Source organism: Nocardia sp. CA-119907, assembly GCF_050955995.1.
Taxonomy (GTDB): domain Bacteria; phylum Actinomycetota; class Actinomycetes; order Mycobacteriales; family Mycobacteriaceae; genus Nocardia.
Window position 1 is genome coordinate 107,966 of record NZ_CP192091.1, and the last position, 17,772, is coordinate 125,737.

Genomic DNA, 17,772 nt, shown 5'->3' on the forward strand with positions numbered 1-17,772 from the left:
TCAGCGCCTCCGGGAACCCTCGTTCACCCGGAACTCCAGGATTCTGCGGTTGTTCGGTTCCGGGCGGGTAGTTCGACCCGACGACCCCGAGTTCATAGACCTCCGAACGCATTTCGGTTCGCGGCTGGCCTGTTCGACGGGTGCTGCACTGTTCGACGGGTGCTCGACTTGCCGTCGCGGCCGTCCTCGAAGCTGTCCGGGAAGGTGTCGGTCAGGCGGCTGCGCCGGGGCCGGGTAGGAGGTCGACGTTGTTTGCGTGCATCGGCTCGCCGCAGCGGGCGCAGCGTAGTTCCGCGGTGCTGATCTGATCGCATGCGTGATGGCGGTAGAGGACTGGCGGGCCGGCTTCGCCCGCAAGCCACTTGTCGCCCCAGCCGACCATGACCATGAGTAGGTCGACGAGTTCAGCGCCCTTCTCGGTCAGGACGTATTCGTAGCGCGGTCGCCGGTCGTAGGGGCGGCGCTCGAGCACTCCGTGCTCGACGAGGTGGTTCAGCCGCTCGGTCAGCACCTTGCGTGAGATGCCGAGGTCTGCCTGGATCTGCTCGAACCGGGTGAATCCGGCGAACACGTCACGCAGGATCAGCGGCGACCACGGCTCGCCGATGACGTCGAGCGTGCGTGCGATCGAGCACGCCATCTCACTGAAGTTCGTGCGCTGCATGGGGTCAGCATAGCAATTTGAGTTCCCTAAGGGAACTTTGAATGTTATGGTCGTTGAGTCTCTTGAAGGAACCCAAGGGAGGATCAGAGAGATGAGCAAGGTCTTCAGCGCCCATGCCGTGTCGGTCGACGGGTACATCACCGGCCGCGATCCCGGTGCCGGGCGCGGCCTCGGCGACGCGACGATGCTGTTCGACTGGTATTTCAACGGCGACACCCCCAGCCAGGTGTTCGACGGGTTCGGGCTGAGCGAGCCGAGCGCTCGGATCTTCGACGCCCTCGCCGCACGCGTGGGTGCCGTCGTCGCAGGACGCAACACCTACGAAGACTCCGACCACTTCGGCGGCGGCAGCCCGCACCCGACGGCCCGACTGTTCGTCCTCAGCCACCGGCCGGCACCGGAGATCACCGAGCGGCAGACCCTCATCACCACCGGCATCCAAGACGCGGTCGCGGCGGCCCGCGAGAGCGCGGGCGGCAAGGATGTCGGCCTCATGGGCGGCGCTGTCGTGACCGAGGCGCTGAGGGCGGGGCTCGTCGACGAGGTGGTCCTGCACCAGGTGCCGGTCCTGCTCGGTGTGGGCCGGCCGTTCTTCCAATCGCTGCCCGAGCACGTGCGCCTCCGCCTCGTCGAAGCCGTCCCGGCGCCCGGAGTCACCCACCTCCGCTACGAGGTCGAGCGATGACTCTCGACACCGGCACGGTTGCCTCGCTCGCCCACAACCACCGCCACGAGCCCACCAACAACCCACGCCAGGAGATGACCACCATGCTCGACCCCACTGTGCGCCGCGTGCTCGACGGAACTTCGCTCGCCCACCTCGCCAGCATCTTGCCCGACGGCGCCCCACATACCGTCCCCGTCTGGATCGGCACGCACGGCGACTACATCGCGATCATCACCGGCCCGCACTCGCGCAAAGCCCGCAACCTGCGCCGCGACCCTCGAGTCGCGCTCTCCCTGACACCAGCCGACAGCCCGTTCCAGCCGGTCATCATTCGCGGCCGCGTTGTCGAGTGGCTCGAAGGCGAGGCCGCCTGGACGATCGTCGACCAACTGGCCACCAAATACATCGGTCAGCCGTACTCGCGAGGCGATGAGCGCGTGGTTGCGCTCATCGAACCCGAGCAGCAGACAGTAGGCGTCGCTTGAGCGGTGTGCTGCGATTCGATCATGTCGGCGTCGTCGTCGATGATCTCGAGCTCGGGACGGCATTCTTCGTCGACCTCGGCTTCGAACGAAGTAGCCCGATGCGACTCGAGGGCGAGTGGGTGGACGGGGTCGTAGGGCTCGATGGCGTAGAGCCGGAATGGTGACCGTCAACGCGCCAGACGGCAGCGGCCGACTCGAACTGACCAAATACCACCGGCCAGTCGATCCGGCAGCAGCATAAAGGTCGACGAACCGACTGGGGCTTCGGGCCCATCGTCTAAGTCATCGACGATCTCGACGGCATCGTCGAGCGACTGCGGGGCAGGGGCTCGACACTCACTCGAACGACCCGATCGCGCCTGAACGACCCGGCCTCACCGGGACGACCCGGCCTCACCCGGACGACCCGGCCTCACCCGGACGACCCGATCTCACCCGGACGACCCGATCTCACCCGGACGACCCGATCTCACCCGGACGACCCGATCTCACCCGGACGACCCGATCTCACCCGGACAACCCGGCCTCACGGAACCCCACCTAAGCCAACTTCGGACTCCGAGGAAACTCCTCACGCTCCGGCAGCGAATTGATCAAATCCAACAGCGCCGTCCGCAGCCGCGCGGTTGTCCCACTGCTCAGTGACGTCCACTTGGTCCCGTCATCGGACATACTCGCGGTCGCGATGAATCGTCCTGCGCGCGTATTGAATACGGCGATGTGGTTGTCGGCGTAGTCCTTGGTGCCGTCGCCGTAGATGACGCCGACGATTTCGGTGTGCGAGTGGATCTGCACCATCGCCGAGGCCAGGACCTGTGCGTCTCGTGGCGGATTACCGACCTTGGTCAGGCGGGCCGCGGTTGCCGCGGCATCGCCCGCATCGTCGAATATCGGGACGAGCTGTTCGGTCGGGGCGTTCATACCGGTCAGCTCGAGCGCTTCGGCGGGGCCGAGTGCCGCGAGGATCGGCGCGGGCAGATCCTCTTCGATCTGGTCGATCACGTAGGAGTGTGGCCCGCGAAGGGCGACGGTCACCAGGTCATCGCCCTTCGCCAGGCACATGCGGCTCACTTGACCTTCGACGATCAGCCGCACCGCGATCACCCAGTGGGGGCGGTACAGCGCGCGCAGCCGGTCTTCGAGTTCCTGGTGGACGGCGCCATCGATCAGGAGTTCTCGATCGGTGAGCGACTGGGCGGCCACGGCCATCGCGGCATCGTGATCGGTCACATTGTCGTAGCTCCCCATCGCTTGCAGCACGACGGGGAGCTCGTCGATCTCCAGTGTCTCCAGGACATACTGCATCTCGTCGAGTGACAGCACGACCGACGCGAGCATCGACGGGCCGCGGCCCGCACCCAGCACCGTCACTTAGCCGTCCCGGAGGCGTCGACACCGATGACCCCGTCAGTGGCGTACCGGCCGTCGGCGAAGTGATCGGCCACCAGGTAATCCGGGGTCTTGTGCTCGGACTCATCGTCCTCATCCGAATGAGTGCCGTGACCCATCAGCGGGCTGCCGGACGTCGACGCGCTGCGCACCGGAGCACTATCGAGCCGAACCGAGACGTTCTCGGTCGCCGCCGCCGCGGCAGGTGTACCGCCGCTGGTCGCGCCCGCACCCCAGCCCGCGGGGATCTTGAGCGAGCCGTTGTTGAGCGTGGCGCCCGGCACCGACGATGCGGAACGGGTCGCGGTGGCGGCGTTGGCCACACCGCCGATACCCATGGCAGCCATCGGCGCGACCGTGGTGGCCGCGGACGGTGCCGCCGCACTGGTAACGGCCGAGATCGCGCTTGCGCCAATATTTCCGGCCGTGGTGACACCGCCGGAGAGCACACCGCCCGCCACATTCGCCGCCTGGGTCGCTGCGCTGACCACGGCCGGGTTCTGCACGAATGCGCTCGCCGCGGCGAGCGCGCCCTGCACCGGGTCGCCTCCGAAAGCCGCTTCCGACGATTGGCTCGCGTCCGCGGTACCGGCACCGTTGGCGATCGGCGGCGGGTTGATGAACTCGCCGGGCGTCACGACCATTGCGCTGGTCGCGGCCTCGTAGGTCTCCATGGTCAGCGCGGCCCGCAGATCGAGCGCCGCCTTGGCGGCCTCGGCGGCTTCTGAGGTGCCGTTGAGCACGCCGCCGGTGGAGTGCGCGGCGACCCGCGCGGCGTCCACGGCCGCGATCTCCGGCAGGCTCGGCATGGCGATCGAGGCGACGGTGTACGCAGTCGCGTTCGCTGCGGCCTTGGCACCCATCGTGGCTGCCATGACGCTCTGCTGTTCGGCCCATGCGGTGATGCCGCCGAGCCGGCTCAGCACGGCGAGACCGGTGACACCTTGCATGCCGACGCCGAGTTCGGCCATCACCCGTGCGACGGTCGCGGTGGCGTCCACCCATGCACCGGTGAGCGCGCCCCACGCGGTAGCGGCGGCCGAGATCGGAATGCCGTGTGCACCCGCGTTGAGGGCGATGGAATTTGCTTCTGCCATGCGGGGCAGCCAGAACACCCCGGTAACACCTGCGGTCATGTCAGTAACTCCCCTTAATCCGTGATCGCAGATCAGATGATGGTCGAGGCCTGGACGTTCATGACGCCCGCCTTCACGATGTCTTCGCCGATGTGGGTGGCGAGCTGACTGCGCAGCGTCGCGGCGGCGTGATGCAGTTCGAGCACGAGCTGGCTCACCGACTGGTCGTGGGTGATCGCCGCCTTGTTGAAGTGCTGCGCCGCCAGCAGCGACACCTCATCGATACCGGAGGGGACCACATGGGTTGCCGGAGCGCTCAGCGCGGACGCGGCGGCGAGCCGTTCGGCGAGCAGATCCAGCTCGCCCGCTGCGAGGAGGACGGCTTCGGGTGAGATGTTTACAAGGCCAACCATGACTCGACTCCTTCTAGTGGCAACTACTGGGCGGAACCACGAGAATTCCCCCTACGAGTGATAGGACGCGACAGCCACGCGATCGGTTCCATCGAGTCCCCAAATTTCTATCCCGGTCTGTCGCAGCTGTTTCCGGTCCCAAACAGCTGGGTAAAGACTAGCCCCATCCCAGCTCATGTAACCGGTCTTCGTCAATGCCGAAATAGTGTGCAATCTCATGGATCACAGTGATCGCGACCTCCTCGACGACCTCACGCTCGTCGCCGCAGATGTCCAAAATCGCCTCGCGATAGATGGTTACGGTGTCCGGTAGCGATCCGCCGTAGTGACTGTCCCGCTCGGTCAGCGCGATCCCGTGATACAGGCCCAGCAGATGTGGATCCTCCGGATTGCGCGGTTCGATCAGCACGACCACATTGTCGATGGCACGGGTCAGCTCCGGTGGGATGAGATCGAGCGCATCGCCGACCAGCTCCTCGAACCGGTCCGCGGACATGGTGACCGACATCAGCGGGGCTGCGGCTGCGGTGGCAGCGGCGCGGCGCCGGGCAGCGGTGCCGGGGTCGAGCGCCCGGAATTCGGCGGCGGGACCGGCGCTTGGCCATTGATCAGAATCTCGCCCTTCGCCGAGCCGGTGATCGGTGCGAAGCCCTCCCGGTCGGTGCCCTTGCCGATCATGCAGTCCAGCTTGTGGCTGCCCGACAGCCAGCTGCGGGCGTCGAGGTAATCGAAGAACAGTGTCAGCGTCTTATTGCGCACCGCGTCGGGGGAGCCGAGGTAATCGTTTGCCGCGCGCCCACATTCGTCCTCCATGAACTTGTCCTGGTCGTCCTTGGCGGGCGGGCCGCCGGGAAAGCGCTGGCCGAGGTCGACGGTGGAGACGATTTCGACGGCATGCGCCTGCGCGCAGTCCACCGGATCGGTGGGCAGGTTCTGGTTGATGCCCAGGCAGGTACCCGGCTCGAAGACCTTCGACTGGTCGTGTTCGGCGGCGCTGCCGGTGGTCGGCAGCGGGGTGCCGGTGCTGCCGGAGAACTGGAGCCCGCAGCGCAGCGTCCGGTCGCCGTGCTTCCAGCCGTCGGGGCTGGGGTACATCAGACCGACGACATAGCGGCCGCGCGGATCGAGCCTGCCGCTCAGATATTGCGCCACCGCCGGGATGCAGTGCTCTTCCTTGAGTTCGGTCAGCCGCAGCGAGTCCGGGAAGCGCGAGCCGGGACCGAATTCCACGCCGGGATATTTGGCCATATCGACATCGGCCGCGACCTCGAACAGATGCTTGTTCGAACAGGCGACCTTCACCAGATCGCTGCGATCCTGTTTGCTCCAGCTGAGGCAATCGCCCCTCGCCGCGGTGCCGAACTCCCGGTCCAGCGCCGTCTCGCCGGGCGAGCCCGGGGTGTGCGCCTCCAGGCCCTTTTTATTGTCGTAGCCGGTGATGAACAGGCCGACCAGCGAGATGAGGACGGCGCCCGCGGCCGCGGCGAGCAGCACCCAGCGCAGCTTCGGCGCGGACAGATGCAGTTTGCCGTCGGCGACCGCGTCGCGGTCGATGATCACCGACTGCGGGAACGATTCCGCGCGCGACCACTCGCCCGAGCGCGGCTCGAGTTCACGCGGGTCCTGGGGCACATCATCAGCAGACATCGCGATCCATCATGTCAGCGTCTGATCTCCGGTGCCACGACCTGGTCGGATCGATCCGAAGCGCCCCGGTAGGGCCTATGCGAGGTGCGTCATCCGCGGAATGCGGACAGGAACAGACCCGGCAGCCGCGCCGGATTGGCGGTCGCGTAGAACTCGGTCAGCTTGCGGCCCGTCGCGGCCGCGGTGGCATTGGTGACGAACCACGGCGGCTTCGGCGACAGCGCCATTTCCCCGCGCAGCAGTGACCGCGGTGACGGCCGGAACGGTCCGCGCACCACCGTGCGCTCCACATCGTCGAGCAGAAAAGCGTTGTGCACCACGCCGATTCCGCTCTGCACGTCATCGAGCGTGTGGCCGGGATAGGCGCCCCAAGACGCGCGCGGGGCCAAAAAGGCCAGTGCGGTCCAGGCATTGACCGCGATGGCCCCGTAGCGCAGCCGCTCGATGGCGCGGTCGAAGGCGATGCCGAGCCGTTTGATGGTGCTCGGGTGCGCGATCACATTGACGCCGAGTGTCCCGATCACCTCGTCATTCGCGAAATCGACCGCATGCTGTAGGAATTCGCCGCCGGTGTGCGGCAGTTCGACGACACCCAGGACCGGTGAGAAGTACTCGGTGCGGAGCAGCGGCGTTTCGGTCGACGGCAGATTCTCGACGAGAACGCGTCCGTGATCCGGCCCGAGCCGGTCGGCCTCCGGATACGAATCCAGCGCCGCGGCGACCCGATCATCACTGCCCGGGTAGTAGGCCCGGCGCTGCGGCGCCCGCTCGAGTGCATCCCGCAACTCCGCGAGGAACCTGTCCTTCTGCGGCCAAGCCGAACTGACCACCACCGCCTGGGTGGCGACGCAGTTGTAGCCGCCATTGTGCAGCCGCTGGGTCGCGACGTGTTCGGCCTGGAAGCGCAGGTCGGCGTCGTCCCATTCGCCCGGCACCACGATGGTCGGCGATACCCCGCCGAGTTCGCTGGTGATCGGCTTGTCCAGCAGCGGCCGTCCCTCGGCCTTGCCGTCCGGGCCCCAGACGATCGCATCGTGGGTGCGCATGCTGCCGGTCATATGGACATGCCCGATATCGGGGTGGTGCACCAGGTATCCGCCCGCCTCCGCGCCGCCGGTCAGTATGCGCAGCACACCGAGCTCGAGCAGCGGCGCGAAGACCATTTCGTACACCGTGAACAGCGGGTCGGTGATCGGATTCAGCTTGAGCGCCACCACCCGGTTGTGGGCGTAGAGCTCGTAGAGCACGTCCAGGGGCGGTATGGAGGTGATATTGCCCGCGCCGAGGACCGCGCCGACGCCCCCGGTCGCGGTCGGATCGAGCTGGGCGAGTCCGGCGCGGTTGCGCGCGGTATCGGCGTCGACGCCGGGGCGCAGCCATACTTCGCCGTGGAAACCGCTGAGGAGCAGCCGGTCGTAGAGATCGAGCGGCAGAATCGGCACCGCGACCCGCTCGCCGGGCGCCTCCGCCAGCGCGACCCCGTCGAGCGGGCTGTGCCCCTGCTCCAGCGCCGAGAGCGTGGCCGATAGCGCGGCGGTGGCCTGCAGCAGCGTCATCGGACCCGACATCCACTCCTCGCCGACCAGCGGCGAGTCCGGATCCAGCCCCTTGATGGTGCGCGCGGCCCGCACCCACTCGTGCGAGAAGCGGCCGGTGCGGGTGTGGATATCGTCGAGAAGTTCGCGGCGGCGACGCAGCGGGGTGTGCGCCCACGTTTTCTCGCCGACGACCAGATCGGCCACTGCGTTATCAATAGCGGTTTCGTCGAAAGTTGTGCCCACAAACCAACTATGCGCGCGTACACCCCCGCACGGTCCGCATCCTGGGATATCGGCGTGAAACAGCAATATCGCGACCATTAGGCTGGTCACCCATGATCGACCTCCGATTCCTGCGGGACAACCCCGACGCGGTCCGTGCCTCGCAGCGCGCCCGCGGCGAAGACCCCGCCCTCGTCGACGCGCTGCTCGAGGCGGACGCGGCGCGGCGTGCGGCGGTGGCCACCGCCGATAACCTGCGCGCCGAGCACAAGGCGATGGGCAAGTTGATCGGCAAGGCGAAATCGGAGGAGCGCTCCGTTCTGCTGGAACAGGCGCAGGAGATGTCGGCGAAGGTCAAGGAGGCCGAGGTCGCCCAGCATGCCGCCGACGCCGATATGGACGCCGCCCACCGGGCCATTTCGAATGTGGTCCAGGAGGGCGCGCCCGCGGGCGGCGAGGACGATTACATCGTGCTCGAGACGATCGGCACGCCAAGGGAATTCGATTTCGAACCCAAGGACCATGTGGAGCTCGGCGAATCGCTCGGCCTGTTCGATATGGAACGCGGCGCGAAGGTGTCGGGCGCGCGCTTCTACTTCATGACCGGTTACGGCGCGCTGTTGCAGCTCGGTCTGTTGCAGCTGGCGGCGCAGAAGGCGGTGGCCAACGGGTTCACCATGATGATTCCGCCGGTGCTGGTGCGCCCGGAGATCATGGCCGGTACCGGCTTCCTCGGCCAGCACTCGGCCGAGGTCTACCACCTCGAGGAGGACGAGCTGTACCTGGTCGGCACCTCGGAGGTGCCACTGGCGGGCTACCACTCGGACGAGATCCTCGATCTCAGCGACGGGCCGAAGCGCTATGCGGGTTGGTCGTCGTGTTTCCGGCGCGAGGCGGGCAGCTACGGCAAGGACACCCGCGGCATCATCCGCGTGCACCAGTTCGACAAGGTCGAGATGTTCGTGTTCACCACGCCCGATGAGGCCGCTGCCGAACACAAGCGCCTCCTGGCCTGGGAGCAGGACATGCTCGCCGCCGTCGAGGTGCCTTATCGGATCATCGATGTGGCCGCCGGTGACCTCGGCAGCTCGGCCGCGCGCAAATTCGACTGCGAGGCTTGGGTGCCCACCCAGCAGACCTACCGCGAGCTCACCTCGACCTCGAACTGCACCACCTTCCAGGCCCGCCGCCTCGCCGTGCGCTATCGCGACGAAAACGGAAAACCGCAGATCGCAGCCACTTTGAACGGCACGCTCGCGACCACGCGCTGGATCGTGGCGATCCTGGAGAACCATCAGCAGGCCGACGGTTCGGTGCGGGTGCCCGCCGCGCTGGTGCCATTTGTCGGCACCGAGGTGCTGAGACCGTCGAAGTAGCCGGGTCGAATATGCCCGTCCCACATTGCCTACAGGTGCATAGCTGGGGGTTCGCCATGCCGGATTCGCGTGATGTGGCAACCAGCAGGAATTGTTATGTCTAGGCTATTCACCGTGCGAGGAATCGGGTCTCGCGGCGATACCCGAACCCGGGTGCGGGCCGCGTCTGCGCTGGCGACGGCTATGGTCATGTCCCGGACCACCGGAGCCTTCTATGTAATGGGGGGTGCGCTCGGCCTGCTGATCACGGGAATTGCCCCGGGCAGCGAAGGCAATCGAGCGCTGGTGGGTACCGCCGCCGCGGTGGCGCTGCTGCTCGGACTCAGCCTGCTCGGCTGGGGTCCGCGGCTGCCGCATGGGATTCACCATGGCTATGTCGCGATCGCGACGGTTTTGGTGACAATCGCGGTCTACGCATTCCCGAATACCGTCGGCGCGATCAGCCTCGCCTCGTTCTATGTATTCGTGGCCTGTGACGCCGCGCTGTTCTTCGCATGGCCGCAGGCGTTCGCACATATAGCCTTCGCAATGGCGATGTGCCTGTGGGTAATGCCGACGCGACCGATCCATCCCACATTGCCGTGGTGGTCCGGGTTGATTCCGGCGGGCGTGACCTTCGGGGTCGGCGTCGTGGTCGGCATTCTGACCCGCATGGCCTCCGAGGCCGATATCGATGTGCTCACCGGATTGCTCAACCGGCGCGGTTTCGACCGGGCGTTGAACGGTGCGATCGAAACGGCCACCCGCACCGGGCAGGGGCTGGCGCTGGTGCTCGTCGACCTCGACCGCTTCCGGAAGATCAACGATCACCTCGGCCATCGCGCCGGCGATGCGGTGCTGCAGCGGGTGGCCGATACCTGGTCGAAGTTGCTCGCGGCGGATCAGCGATTGGCTCGCTACGGTGGTGACGCCTTCGCGCTGCTATTGCCGAATACCACCGAACAGGCGGCGATTCTGCTGACCGAGCAGTTGCGGGCGTCGGTGACCACCGGATGTTCGGCCGGTGTCACCTCATGGCAGCCGGGGGAGTCGGGATCGCTGCTGGTGAGCCGGGCCGATGTCGGTCTGTATCGGGCCAAGCAGGCGGGGCGCAATCGCACGGTGCTGGAGTCGTCGCGGCAGCTGCCCTTGGCGGTCGAACTGCGCGAGGCGATCGACCGCGGCGCACTCGATGTGCACTATCAGCCGATCGTCAGCCTCACCGAGGGCGGCGGCAAGGCGGTCGGTGTGGAGGCCCTGCTGCGCTGGTCGTCGAGTGCGCAGCCGGATGTCACCACCGAGGGGCTGATCCGGGTCGCCGAGGAGTACGACCTCATCTCCGATCTGGACGAGTTGGTATTGCGCCGGGCCTGCGCGGATGCGGCCCGGCTGCAGGAGACCTTCGCACAACTGGATCTGACGCTGAATGTGAACGTCAGCGGGCTGGAGCTGGCCGAGACCGGTTACGCGGATCGCGTCGCGGGGATTCTGGCGAGTACCGGGTGGCCCGCCGACCAGCTGGTGCTCGAGGTGACCGAGAGCGAGTTGGCCGCCGAATCCCAAACGGCCATCAGCAATCTACACACCCTGCGCGAGCGTGGTGTGCGCATTGCCATCGACGACTTCGGCACGGGGTACTCCTCGCTCAGTCGCCTGGCGACGCTGCCCAGTGACATCCTCAAGGTCGACCAGTCCTTCGTCGCCGCGATTCGCTCGGATTCGCCGGCACCGCCGCTGCTCGGCGTAATTGCCGCGCTCAGCAGCGCGCTGGATCTGCAGGTGATCGCGGAGGGTGTGGAGACCGAGTATCAGGCCGCTGTGCTCACCGAACTCGGTTTCGCGCTGGCCCAGGGGTACCACTACAGCGATTCGCATCCGGTTTCGGAACTGATCACGGATCTGAATGAGCATCAGGGGCGGGTCGGGCCCGGGCTGAGCGATCGAGAACTCGGTGATGGGGATTTGCAATCCGCCAACGGGTGGCTGCCCCTCGGTTGAGTTGGGGTTTTGCGGTGGGTGAGGACTTCCGCGCCTGGTTTCGGAACTGATTGCCGAGCATCGGGGGAGTCGGGCAGGGGACCGACCAGGAACTCAGCGACGGTGAGGTCTATGCCTGACTGCCCGTCAGATAGGTCGCTCGAGGGTCAGCAAGGGGCGCTTACCAAGATGCTGGTGACCGTTTGCCGCGCGAATGTCGATCGCGTGCCCGAAGGTCGGCGCGGGAAATTCGCTTGACGGGATGCTGTCGGGTGGTCGAGCATCACAACATGCGTTTGCTCTTTTACGGCAGTTGAACCGGTGAGTCGCTGCGCGCCCGGTTGACGGGGCGCGCCGACGAATACGGTATTCGCGGGCTCACGTTACGAGCGGTCCTGTTCAAAGGTATCGGCGAGCTGATTCCGCTGTATGCGCTGTATGCGGTGCTGTTCGCTGATCATGGATTGAGCACCGGGCAGATCTCGTCACTGCTGGCGATCTGGTCGGCGACGGCGTTCCTGCTCGAGGTGCCCTCCGGTGCCTGGGCCGATACGGTGTCGCGGCGGGGCTTGCTGGTTTTGAGCGGTGTGCTGCTGACCGCCGGTTTCACGTTGTGGACCGTGTTGCCGACCTATCTGGGCTTCGCGCTCGGCTTCCTGCTCTGGGGCACGTCGGGTGCGCTCGTTTCGGGGACGTTCGAGGCGTTGCTCTACGACGAACTCGTGGCGCACGGTGCGCGGCATGCGTATCCGCGGATCATCGGATATGCCAGGGCCGCATCGGAAGCGGCGATCGTGATCGCGATCGTTGCCGCGACTCCGCTCTACATTTGGGGTGGTTATCCGCTGTTGGGTTGGTCCAGTGTGCTGTTCGCGGCGGTGCACACGCTGATCGCGTTATCGCTGCCGAGTGCGCCGAAGGCGGTTTCGGCGGCCGATATCGAGGAGTTGGAAGATGATGTGGTCGAGGGTGATTCGTCATCGGAGCAGCGGCCAGCTGGTGGTACGCGGGTAGCGGACGATATGACCTCGGCTGTGCGACGGGCGAGGGTGCTCGGCCCCGCTGGGCAGTCGGATGAGGACGGACCGATCAGCTCGTCACGCCAACGAGTTGACCCTGCGGTTACGGCGGCGTCGATCGGTTCGACCTTGCCTCGGTTGGCCCCCACTGAGCACGAAGGCCGCGACGATCGCGCACAAAGGGCAACTGGTGGAACTACCACATCGGACTGCGACGAGGCTGCGACGGTAACCAGACCATTCGTGACATACCTGAGCATGCTGCGAACCGGTGTCGGAGAGGCGATCCGGGTGCGTGTTGTGCGCAATGGCGTCATGCTCGGCGCGCTGTTGTTCGGAATCACCGCATTCGACGAGTACTTCGCCCTGCTGGCCGCGGAAGTGGGTGTCGCCACCGCCTTCGTGCCGCTACTTGTTGGGATCACGGTGCTCGGCTCACTGATCGGCTCGGTGCTCGCGGGCCGCACGGAAGCGATATCGGCGCGGACCATGGCCCTCGCGGTCGGCATCGCCGGCGTGCTGTTCGTCGGCGGCGCCCTGGTCTCGGGCCTCGCCGTCCGCTGGCCCGCCGCGCTGTACGTACTCGCGGTCATCGGCTTCACCGCGATCGGCGCCTCCTACGGCATCGTCTACAACGCAACTGTCGTAGCAGGCGCCCGCCTCCAAGACGCAATCGAAGGCCCCGCCCGCGCCACAGTAACCTCGGTATCCGGCCTAGCCGCCGAAGTTATAGCCCTAGCGGTCTTCGGCTTCGCCGCCCTGGCCACTACCTGGTTCTCGATGTCCACCACAGTGGCCCTACTGGGCACCCTCCTCCTAGCCATAGCCCTCTTGACCCCCTCCTGGCTCCCCCACCGCCCCAACTGAAAATCCGGCGAGAATGCGCTGGTGCAGGGGGCCACTCGGCGTTTGCCTGCGTGAGTGATCAAACGTGCAGGAGGGGGATGCCGGTGAGGTGGGTGGCGGTCAGAAGGAATTGGGTGGTGGAGTTGGTGATGAGGGCTTCTCGGGTTATGGGGAGGGTGCCGGAGAGCCAGCTGTTGGTGGTTTCCCAGAGGCCGCCGAGTAGGTGGGTGGCGGCGAATTCGGCTTGGGCGCCTGCGGTTTCGACGATATCGGCGCCGATTTCTTCGGCGCAGACCGCCATCATGATGTTCGCGAAGGAGCGCATCACCTCGGCGCGGCGGGTGAGCAGGGCGGGGTGCAGCTGTGCTTCGACGGTGGCGATGCGGGCCTTGCGTGGGTCGTCCGCGATCAGGTCGATGGCGGCGGCGATGGCGGCCCGGGTTTTGGCGCGAATGTCCGGGCCAGGCGCCATGAATGCGGTGACGACCGCTTGGCCGATTTCGTCGACGATGCGGTCGAACAATTCGCTGAACACGGTGTCGAGGTCGCTGAAGCTCTCGTAGTAGTAGCGCTCGGAGAGCTTGGCCTGGGTGCACAGGCCGGTGACGGTGAGCTTGGCGAATCCCGATGTTCCGATGATCTCCAGCGCGGCGTCCAGTAGCGCGGTGCGGCGACGGGCGCGGCGCTGTTCGATCGGTATGCCGCCGTAGGACCGCGAGGTAGTAGCCATCGCCGTCCATTCTGGCATAGAGCATTGCCAGATATTCGAATTTGTGGGATGGTCTTGTCAGAATGTGCTCGATGTCGCAGTCGAGCGCGAACCTCTTTGCGATGGGTGCGATGCAATGACGCATGACAACCAGCTACTGCCGACTCCGCCGCTGTTCACCGAGTTTCCGTTCCGGTACGCGGTGCCCCTCATGGCGCCGGGCGATCTGCGCTGCACGGCGGCGCAGCGGGATTCGTTCCGTCGGTTCGCGCAGGTCGGGGATCCGCTGGCGGATGCTGTCATCGCGATGTTCAAGCGGCTGCCGGTCGGCGAGGGACGGCGGATGTTCGAGATCGCCGTCGAGCGCGGTATCGACGCGGTGCCGGACGCGCCCGCGGAGTTGGTGGCGTTCTTCGGGCAGGTCGAGGCGGATCCGTACTGGCTGGACCGCATCAAGATCGACCGGGGTGCCCGGGTCGTGGAACGCACCAGCGTGTGGGGCGGAATCGCGATGGGGATGTTCGCGCTGATGGGCGGGTACCTCGCGTCCCGCGCGGACAAGACCCTGGTCGGCACCGGTGATCTCGATGCGATGGCGCCGCGTCGCCTCGCCGAAACCACCCAGTGGTGGCTGGATGTGACGACTCCCGGTGGGCTGGAACGCAATCAGGTCGGCTACAAGAGTGTGCTGCGGGTGCGGCTGATGCATGCGCTGGTCCGCGCCGGCATGAATCGCCGACCCGATTGGGACTACGCGGCCTGGGACCATCCGGTGAACCAGGTGCTCACCGTCGGCACGCTCGGGTTGTTCTCGATGGCGAATCTGGTTGGCGCACAGGCGCTCGGCCTGCGTTTCTCGGCCGAGGAGAAGGACGCGGTATTCCAGTTGTGGCGCTATGTCGGCTTCCTGCTCGGCATCGACGCCGAAATCCTGCCGACCAATGAAACCGATACCTGGCGCGCCTTCTGGATCCTCGCCGATACTGAATTCATCCCCGACGAAGACTCCCGCCGCCTGGCCCAGGCCCTGGTTCCCGCGGCAGGCGGGCTGTTCATCGGCACCGACACCATCGCCAAGCGCGTCATCCGCCGGGTGATCACCAGCTACATGGTGGCTTACAGCCGAATCGTGCTCGGCCCGACCAACTCCGACTTCCTCGGCCTGGAGAACAGCAAGTTCTTTCAGAGCGCCGTCATGGCCACCGCAGTGGTCAACGGCGCCCTAGAAGTCCCGCGCCAACTCATTCCCGGCGCCACCCGTCTCCAGGAAAAGCTCGGCGCCCGACTCCGCGCCCGCCTGGTCAACGGCTCCATCGCCCGCAATGGCGGCGACCGCACCTACGCCCGCCACGACACCTTCGCCGGTCCCCGCTCCGCGTTGCGCGCGAGTTAGTCAGCGACGATCGCGTGGCCAGCCCGCCTAGTAGCGGCTCGCTCGGCCGCCAAACCCAGCCGCCGCGTGCGACCTGTGCCGCGAGGGCTCCCATGCCGGTTCACGCACACCGTGTGGTGGCCTCGCATACGTTGCAAACTTGTGTGAGGCAATCACATGGTGTGCGCAAGCTGTTGTGGCTGGCGCACAGGAAACGGGGTGGCGACACCTGAGTACCGCTACGGGCAAGGCGCGGCCGACCGACAGCACGCCACTGATGAACGCCAGCAACCGAATTCCGTACTGGCAGGTGCTGAACGCGGCCGGCAACCGCACAAAGCCGCTCACCACCAGATCGTTACCGAACATGATGCGCGCGGCCACCCCCCGCCGAACTGCGCAGTGAGCTGGTAGGACTGGGGAGTTTCAGAGGGCAATTGCGCGGATGCGAGTTTCGACTGCGGGCACTGGAGGGCAGCCAGGCGGGTTTGGACGGTGAGGTGGGCTTCAACGCGTGCGTGGTCGTGAGCGTGCAGGTGTTGTGCACGTTCGATACTCAGGCGGATGCAGCATGAGCGGTGGTGGGGGTGAGTGGCGGTACGGTGCGGGGGTGATGGTGCGGACGAAGGTGGGGTTGGCCTTCGGGTTCTGTATCGGGGCCGGGGTGGCGGTGCAGGGCCGGATCAATGGTGCGCTGGGGGTGCGGTTGCAGGATGGGATCGCGGCTGCCTGCATTAGTTTCGGCCTCGGGTTGGTGGTGTTGGTGATCGCGTTTTCGGCCAGTCGGCGGTTGCGTGCCGGGCTGGGGCGGGTTCGGGGGGCGCTGTCGAGTGGCGAGCTGCGTCCATGGCAGTTGCTCGGCGGGCTGTGCGGTGCGTTTTTCGTTGCGTGCCAGGGGCTTACGGTGGCTGCGATCGGTGTCACCGCCTTTTCTGTCGCCGCGGTCGGCGGCCAACTGCTGAGCAGTCTGGTGGTGGATCGGCTCGGACTGGCGCCGAGCGGCCGCACTCCGGTGACGGTGGTGCGCGTTGGCGGCGCGGCGTTGGCCATGCTCGCGGTGGTCTTGGCGGCGGCGGGCCGCTCCGGCGCTGCGGTCGGGTCCGCCGCGGTGCCGGAATGGCTGCGCACCGGACCCACCGCACTCTTGGTGATCCTGCCCGCGCTTGCCGGTATCGGTCTGGCCTGGCAACAAGCGGTCAACGGCCGTGTCGGCGTGGTCGGCGGGCCATTCTCGGCGACTCTGGTGAACTTCGGCATCGGCACCGCAGCCCTATTCGCCATCGAAGCCTGTATTCGCGTGGGCACCGGCTGGCCCACCGAATTCCCCAGCGAGCTATGGCTCTACCTCGGCGGACTCATCGGCGTCGCCTTCATCGCCTTGGCCGCCCTCACCGTCCGCTGGATCGGTGTCCTCCTCCTCGGCCTCACGTCGGTAGCAGGGCAACTCCTCACCTCGATCACCCTCGACATTCTCACCCCAACCGGTGCGGGACTATCCCTGACCGCAGTAATCGGCTGCGCCCTCACCTTTGTCGCGGTTGTGGTCGCCACGCGATCGCGACCTTGAGCCTGGCGAGTGAAGCATCGACGCCTTAACACGGGCTGCAGCCAATGTTCGCGAGGCCGACTCGAGTCCTGCGATCCAGTTCCGGCATACCCGGTCGTCGACATGGTGATATGAGCCGTGCCAAGCGCTTGCGAGGTCGATCCCAGTATCGTGCCGGCCTGTTGTGTTCGGCGCTGGTCTTCCGGCACGACGATCAGTTCGTTTGTCGCACTGCGGCTCGCGGTGGGCGCGCCCTTGCCGGACTACCCGCGCCCGGACAGGAGACACCCAGCGACGTCACCGCGAGGCGATATCGCCGAGAGATCCATGTCGTGGCGCTCGGATTCGTTTGGTCAGCTGCTGCCGAACCAGCCCGGAGGGAACAACCACGGGCCGCCCCAGCCGCACCCCCAGCCGCCCCACGGGTTGCCGTGGCCCCAGCCGCCCCAAGGCTTGCCATGGCCGCCCCATGGGTTGCCGTGGCCGCCCCACGGCTTGCCCACGTCGGTCCATTGGTCGTCGTAGACGAAGCCGGAGTCGAAGTCGAAGTCGAAGTCGAAGTCGCAATCAGTCTGTACTACACCGGGTCCAGGCGTCGGCGCGGCCATGGCGGGAGCTGCCACTGGCATCATCGGAACCGTCATCGCCGCTCCAATGAGAGCGGTCTTCGCGAATAGCCGGCGCGTGGCGTTGCCGCGCGCTTTGTTGGTGCTCACGGTGCCTTCTTCCGGCGAGTCGTCGCGCGGACTCGCCGATCATCGAATTGTTCGAATTCCCGACGCACCTGATTCTAGGAGCGCACGGTAGGCGCCACCAGCACGTCAGCGCCCGAACTGCCTCGAATTTC

General features: G+C 66.4%; 17 protein-coding genes and 1 pseudogene. 9 read left to right on the forward strand and 9 right to left on the reverse strand.

The window, feature by feature from the left end; translation table 11 throughout:
• Positions 1-19 precede the first annotated feature (19 nt).
• Positions 20-130, forward strand: a pseudogene (locus tag ACQP2D_RS00505) (pyridoxamine 5'-phosphate oxidase family protein); the annotation flags it as partial.
• Between the two features lie 81 nt (positions 131-211).
• On the opposite strand, the gene ACQP2D_RS00510 reads toward ACQP2D_RS00505, so the two are convergent.
• Positions 212-664: a winged helix-turn-helix transcriptional regulator gene (locus tag ACQP2D_RS00510; protein WP_433681771.1), complete on the reverse strand. Its 453-nt coding sequence runs from the start codon at positions 662-664 to the stop codon at positions 212-214.
• Positions 665-755: 91 nt separating this feature from the next.
• Between ACQP2D_RS00510 and ACQP2D_RS00515 the strand changes: the two genes are divergently transcribed.
• Genes ACQP2D_RS00515 through ACQP2D_RS00525 form a run of 3 tightly spaced genes read left to right on the forward strand, consistent with a single transcriptional unit; the run spans position 756 to position 1,980 of the window.
• Positions 756-1,349, forward strand: a complete 594-nt coding sequence (locus ACQP2D_RS00515; RefSeq protein WP_433681772.1) for a dihydrofolate reductase family protein — start codon at positions 756-758, stop codon at positions 1,347-1,349.
• A complete protein-coding gene (locus tag ACQP2D_RS00520) occupies positions 1,346-1,816 on the forward strand; it encodes a PPOX class F420-dependent oxidoreductase (protein ID WP_433681773.1) in 471 nt (156 codons plus the stop codon). Before ACQP2D_RS00515 ends, ACQP2D_RS00520 begins: the two co-directional genes overlap by 4 nt.
• A gap of 5 nt (positions 1,817-1,821) precedes the next feature.
• On the forward strand, positions 1,822-1,980 hold the full coding sequence (locus ACQP2D_RS00525) for a hypothetical protein (protein WP_433681774.1): 159 nt from the start codon (positions 1,822-1,824) through the stop codon (positions 1,978-1,980).
• A gap of 376 nt (positions 1,981-2,356) precedes the next feature.
• On the opposite strand, the gene ACQP2D_RS00530 is transcribed toward ACQP2D_RS00525, so the two are convergent.
• The 6 genes from ACQP2D_RS00530 to ACQP2D_RS00555 form a co-directional block, all read right to left on the reverse strand.
• Positions 2,357-3,187 (reverse strand): ESX secretion-associated protein EspG, encoded by an 831-nt coding sequence (locus tag ACQP2D_RS00530; RefSeq protein WP_433681775.1) that lies wholly within the window; start codon positions 3,185-3,187, stop codon positions 2,357-2,359.
• Positions 3,184-4,341, reverse strand: coding sequence for a PPE domain-containing protein (locus ACQP2D_RS00535; RefSeq protein WP_433681776.1), 1,158 nt, complete (start codon positions 4,339-4,341; stop codon positions 3,184-3,186). The genes ACQP2D_RS00530 and ACQP2D_RS00535 overlap by 4 nt, the downstream gene beginning before the upstream one ends.
• Positions 4,342-4,373: 32 nt before the next feature.
• Positions 4,374-4,694, reverse strand: coding sequence for a PE family protein (locus ACQP2D_RS00540; protein WP_433681777.1), 321 nt, complete (start codon positions 4,692-4,694; stop codon positions 4,374-4,376).
• A gap of 157 nt (positions 4,695-4,851) precedes the next feature.
• A complete protein-coding gene (locus ACQP2D_RS00545; RefSeq protein ID WP_433681778.1) occupies positions 4,852-5,202 on the reverse strand; it encodes a metallopeptidase family protein in 351 nt (116 codons plus the stop codon).
• Entirely contained in the window at positions 5,202-6,341 is a 1,140-nt protein-coding gene (locus tag ACQP2D_RS00550; RefSeq protein ID WP_433681779.1) for a septum formation family protein, read from the reverse strand. The genes ACQP2D_RS00545 and ACQP2D_RS00550 overlap by 1 nt, the downstream gene beginning before the upstream one ends.
• 89 nt (positions 6,342-6,430) lie before the next feature.
• Positions 6,431-8,122, reverse strand: coding sequence for an aldehyde dehydrogenase family protein (locus ACQP2D_RS00555; protein ID WP_433681780.1), 1,692 nt, complete (start codon positions 8,120-8,122; stop codon positions 6,431-6,433).
• A gap of 92 nt (positions 8,123-8,214) precedes the next feature.
• Here ACQP2D_RS00555 and serS point away from each other — a divergent pair, with 92 nt between their 5' ends.
• From serS to ACQP2D_RS00570, 3 genes are all read left to right on the forward strand, one after another.
• Positions 8,215-9,477, forward strand: a complete 1,263-nt coding sequence (gene serS / locus ACQP2D_RS00560) for a serine--tRNA ligase (RefSeq protein WP_433681781.1) — start codon at positions 8,215-8,217, stop codon at positions 9,475-9,477.
• 114 nt (positions 9,478-9,591) lie between these two features.
• A complete protein-coding gene (locus ACQP2D_RS00565; protein WP_433681782.1) occupies positions 9,592-11,454 on the forward strand; it encodes a putative bifunctional diguanylate cyclase/phosphodiesterase in 1,863 nt (620 codons plus the stop codon).
• 320 nt (positions 11,455-11,774) lie between these two features.
• Complete coding sequence (locus ACQP2D_RS00570; protein WP_433681783.1) at positions 11,775-13,319, forward strand: MFS transporter; 1,545 nt, start codon at positions 11,775-11,777, stop codon at positions 13,317-13,319.
• Positions 13,320-13,377: 58 nt separating this feature from the next.
• Here ACQP2D_RS00570 and ACQP2D_RS00575 read toward each other — a convergent pair whose 3' ends face one another.
• The gene (locus ACQP2D_RS00575) at positions 13,378-14,028 is read right to left on the reverse strand and encodes a TetR/AcrR family transcriptional regulator (protein WP_433681784.1); all 651 of its coding nucleotides are present in this window, start codon (positions 14,026-14,028) and stop codon (positions 13,378-13,380) included.
• A 115-nt stretch (positions 14,029-14,143) separates the two neighbouring features.
• On the opposite strand from ACQP2D_RS00575, the gene ACQP2D_RS00580 reads away from it, so the two are divergent.
• Both ACQP2D_RS00580 and ACQP2D_RS00585 read left to right on the forward strand, forming a co-directional pair.
• A complete protein-coding gene (locus ACQP2D_RS00580) occupies positions 14,144-15,400 on the forward strand; it encodes an oxygenase MpaB family protein (RefSeq protein WP_433681785.1) in 1,257 nt (418 codons plus the stop codon).
• 550 nt (positions 15,401-15,950) lie between these two features.
• On the forward strand, positions 15,951-16,946 hold the full coding sequence (locus ACQP2D_RS00585; RefSeq protein WP_433681786.1) for a DMT family transporter: 996 nt from the start codon (positions 15,951-15,953) through the stop codon (positions 16,944-16,946).
• A 332-nt stretch (positions 16,947-17,278) separates the two neighbouring features.
• Here ACQP2D_RS00585 and ACQP2D_RS00590 read toward each other — a convergent pair whose 3' ends face one another.
• A complete protein-coding gene (locus ACQP2D_RS00590; protein ID WP_433681787.1) occupies positions 17,279-17,569 on the reverse strand; it encodes a hypothetical protein in 291 nt (96 codons plus the stop codon).
• Positions 17,570-17,772: the final 203 nt, after the last annotated feature.

What these genes read in the sequence shown, in the direction of transcription:
- ACQP2D_RS00510 (WP_433681771.1), bottom strand. Translation starts at nt 664, where the DNA reads ATGCAGCGCACGAACTTCAGTGAGATGGCGTGCTCGATCGCACGCACG.
- ACQP2D_RS00515 (WP_433681772.1), top strand. Translation starts at nt 756, where the DNA reads ATGAGCAAGGTCTTCAGCGCCCATGCCGTGTCGGTCGACGGGTACATC.
- ACQP2D_RS00520 (WP_433681773.1), top strand. Translation starts at nt 1,346, where the DNA reads ATGACTCTCGACACCGGCACGGTTGCCTCGCTCGCCCACAACCACCGC.
- ACQP2D_RS00535 (WP_433681776.1), bottom strand. Translation starts at nt 4,341, where the DNA reads ATGACCGCAGGTGTTACCGGGGTGTTCTGGCTGCCCCGCATGGCAGAA.
- ACQP2D_RS00540 (WP_433681777.1), bottom strand. Translation starts at nt 4,694, where the DNA reads ATGGTTGGCCTTGTAAACATCTCACCCGAAGCCGTCCTCCTCGCAGCG.
- ACQP2D_RS00545 (WP_433681778.1), bottom strand. Translation starts at nt 5,202, where the DNA reads ATGTCGGTCACCATGTCCGCGGACCGGTTCGAGGAGCTGGTCGGCGAT.
- ACQP2D_RS00550 (WP_433681779.1), bottom strand. Translation starts at nt 6,341, where the DNA reads ATGTCTGCTGATGATGTGCCCCAGGACCCGCGTGAACTCGAGCCGCGC.
- serS (WP_433681781.1), top strand. Translation starts at nt 8,215, where the DNA reads ATGATCGACCTCCGATTCCTGCGGGACAACCCCGACGCGGTCCGTGCC.
- ACQP2D_RS00575 (WP_433681784.1), bottom strand. Translation starts at nt 14,028, where the DNA reads ATGGCTACTACCTCGCGGTCCTACGGCGGCATACCGATCGAACAGCGC.
- ACQP2D_RS00580 (WP_433681785.1), top strand. Translation starts at nt 14,144, where the DNA reads ATGACGCATGACAACCAGCTACTGCCGACTCCGCCGCTGTTCACCGAG.
- ACQP2D_RS00585 (WP_433681786.1), top strand. Translation starts at nt 15,951, where the DNA reads ATGAGCGGTGGTGGGGGTGAGTGGCGGTACGGTGCGGGGGTGATGGTG.
- ACQP2D_RS00590 (WP_433681787.1), bottom strand. Translation starts at nt 17,569, where the DNA reads ATGACGGTTCCGATGATGCCAGTGGCAGCTCCCGCCATGGCCGCGCCG.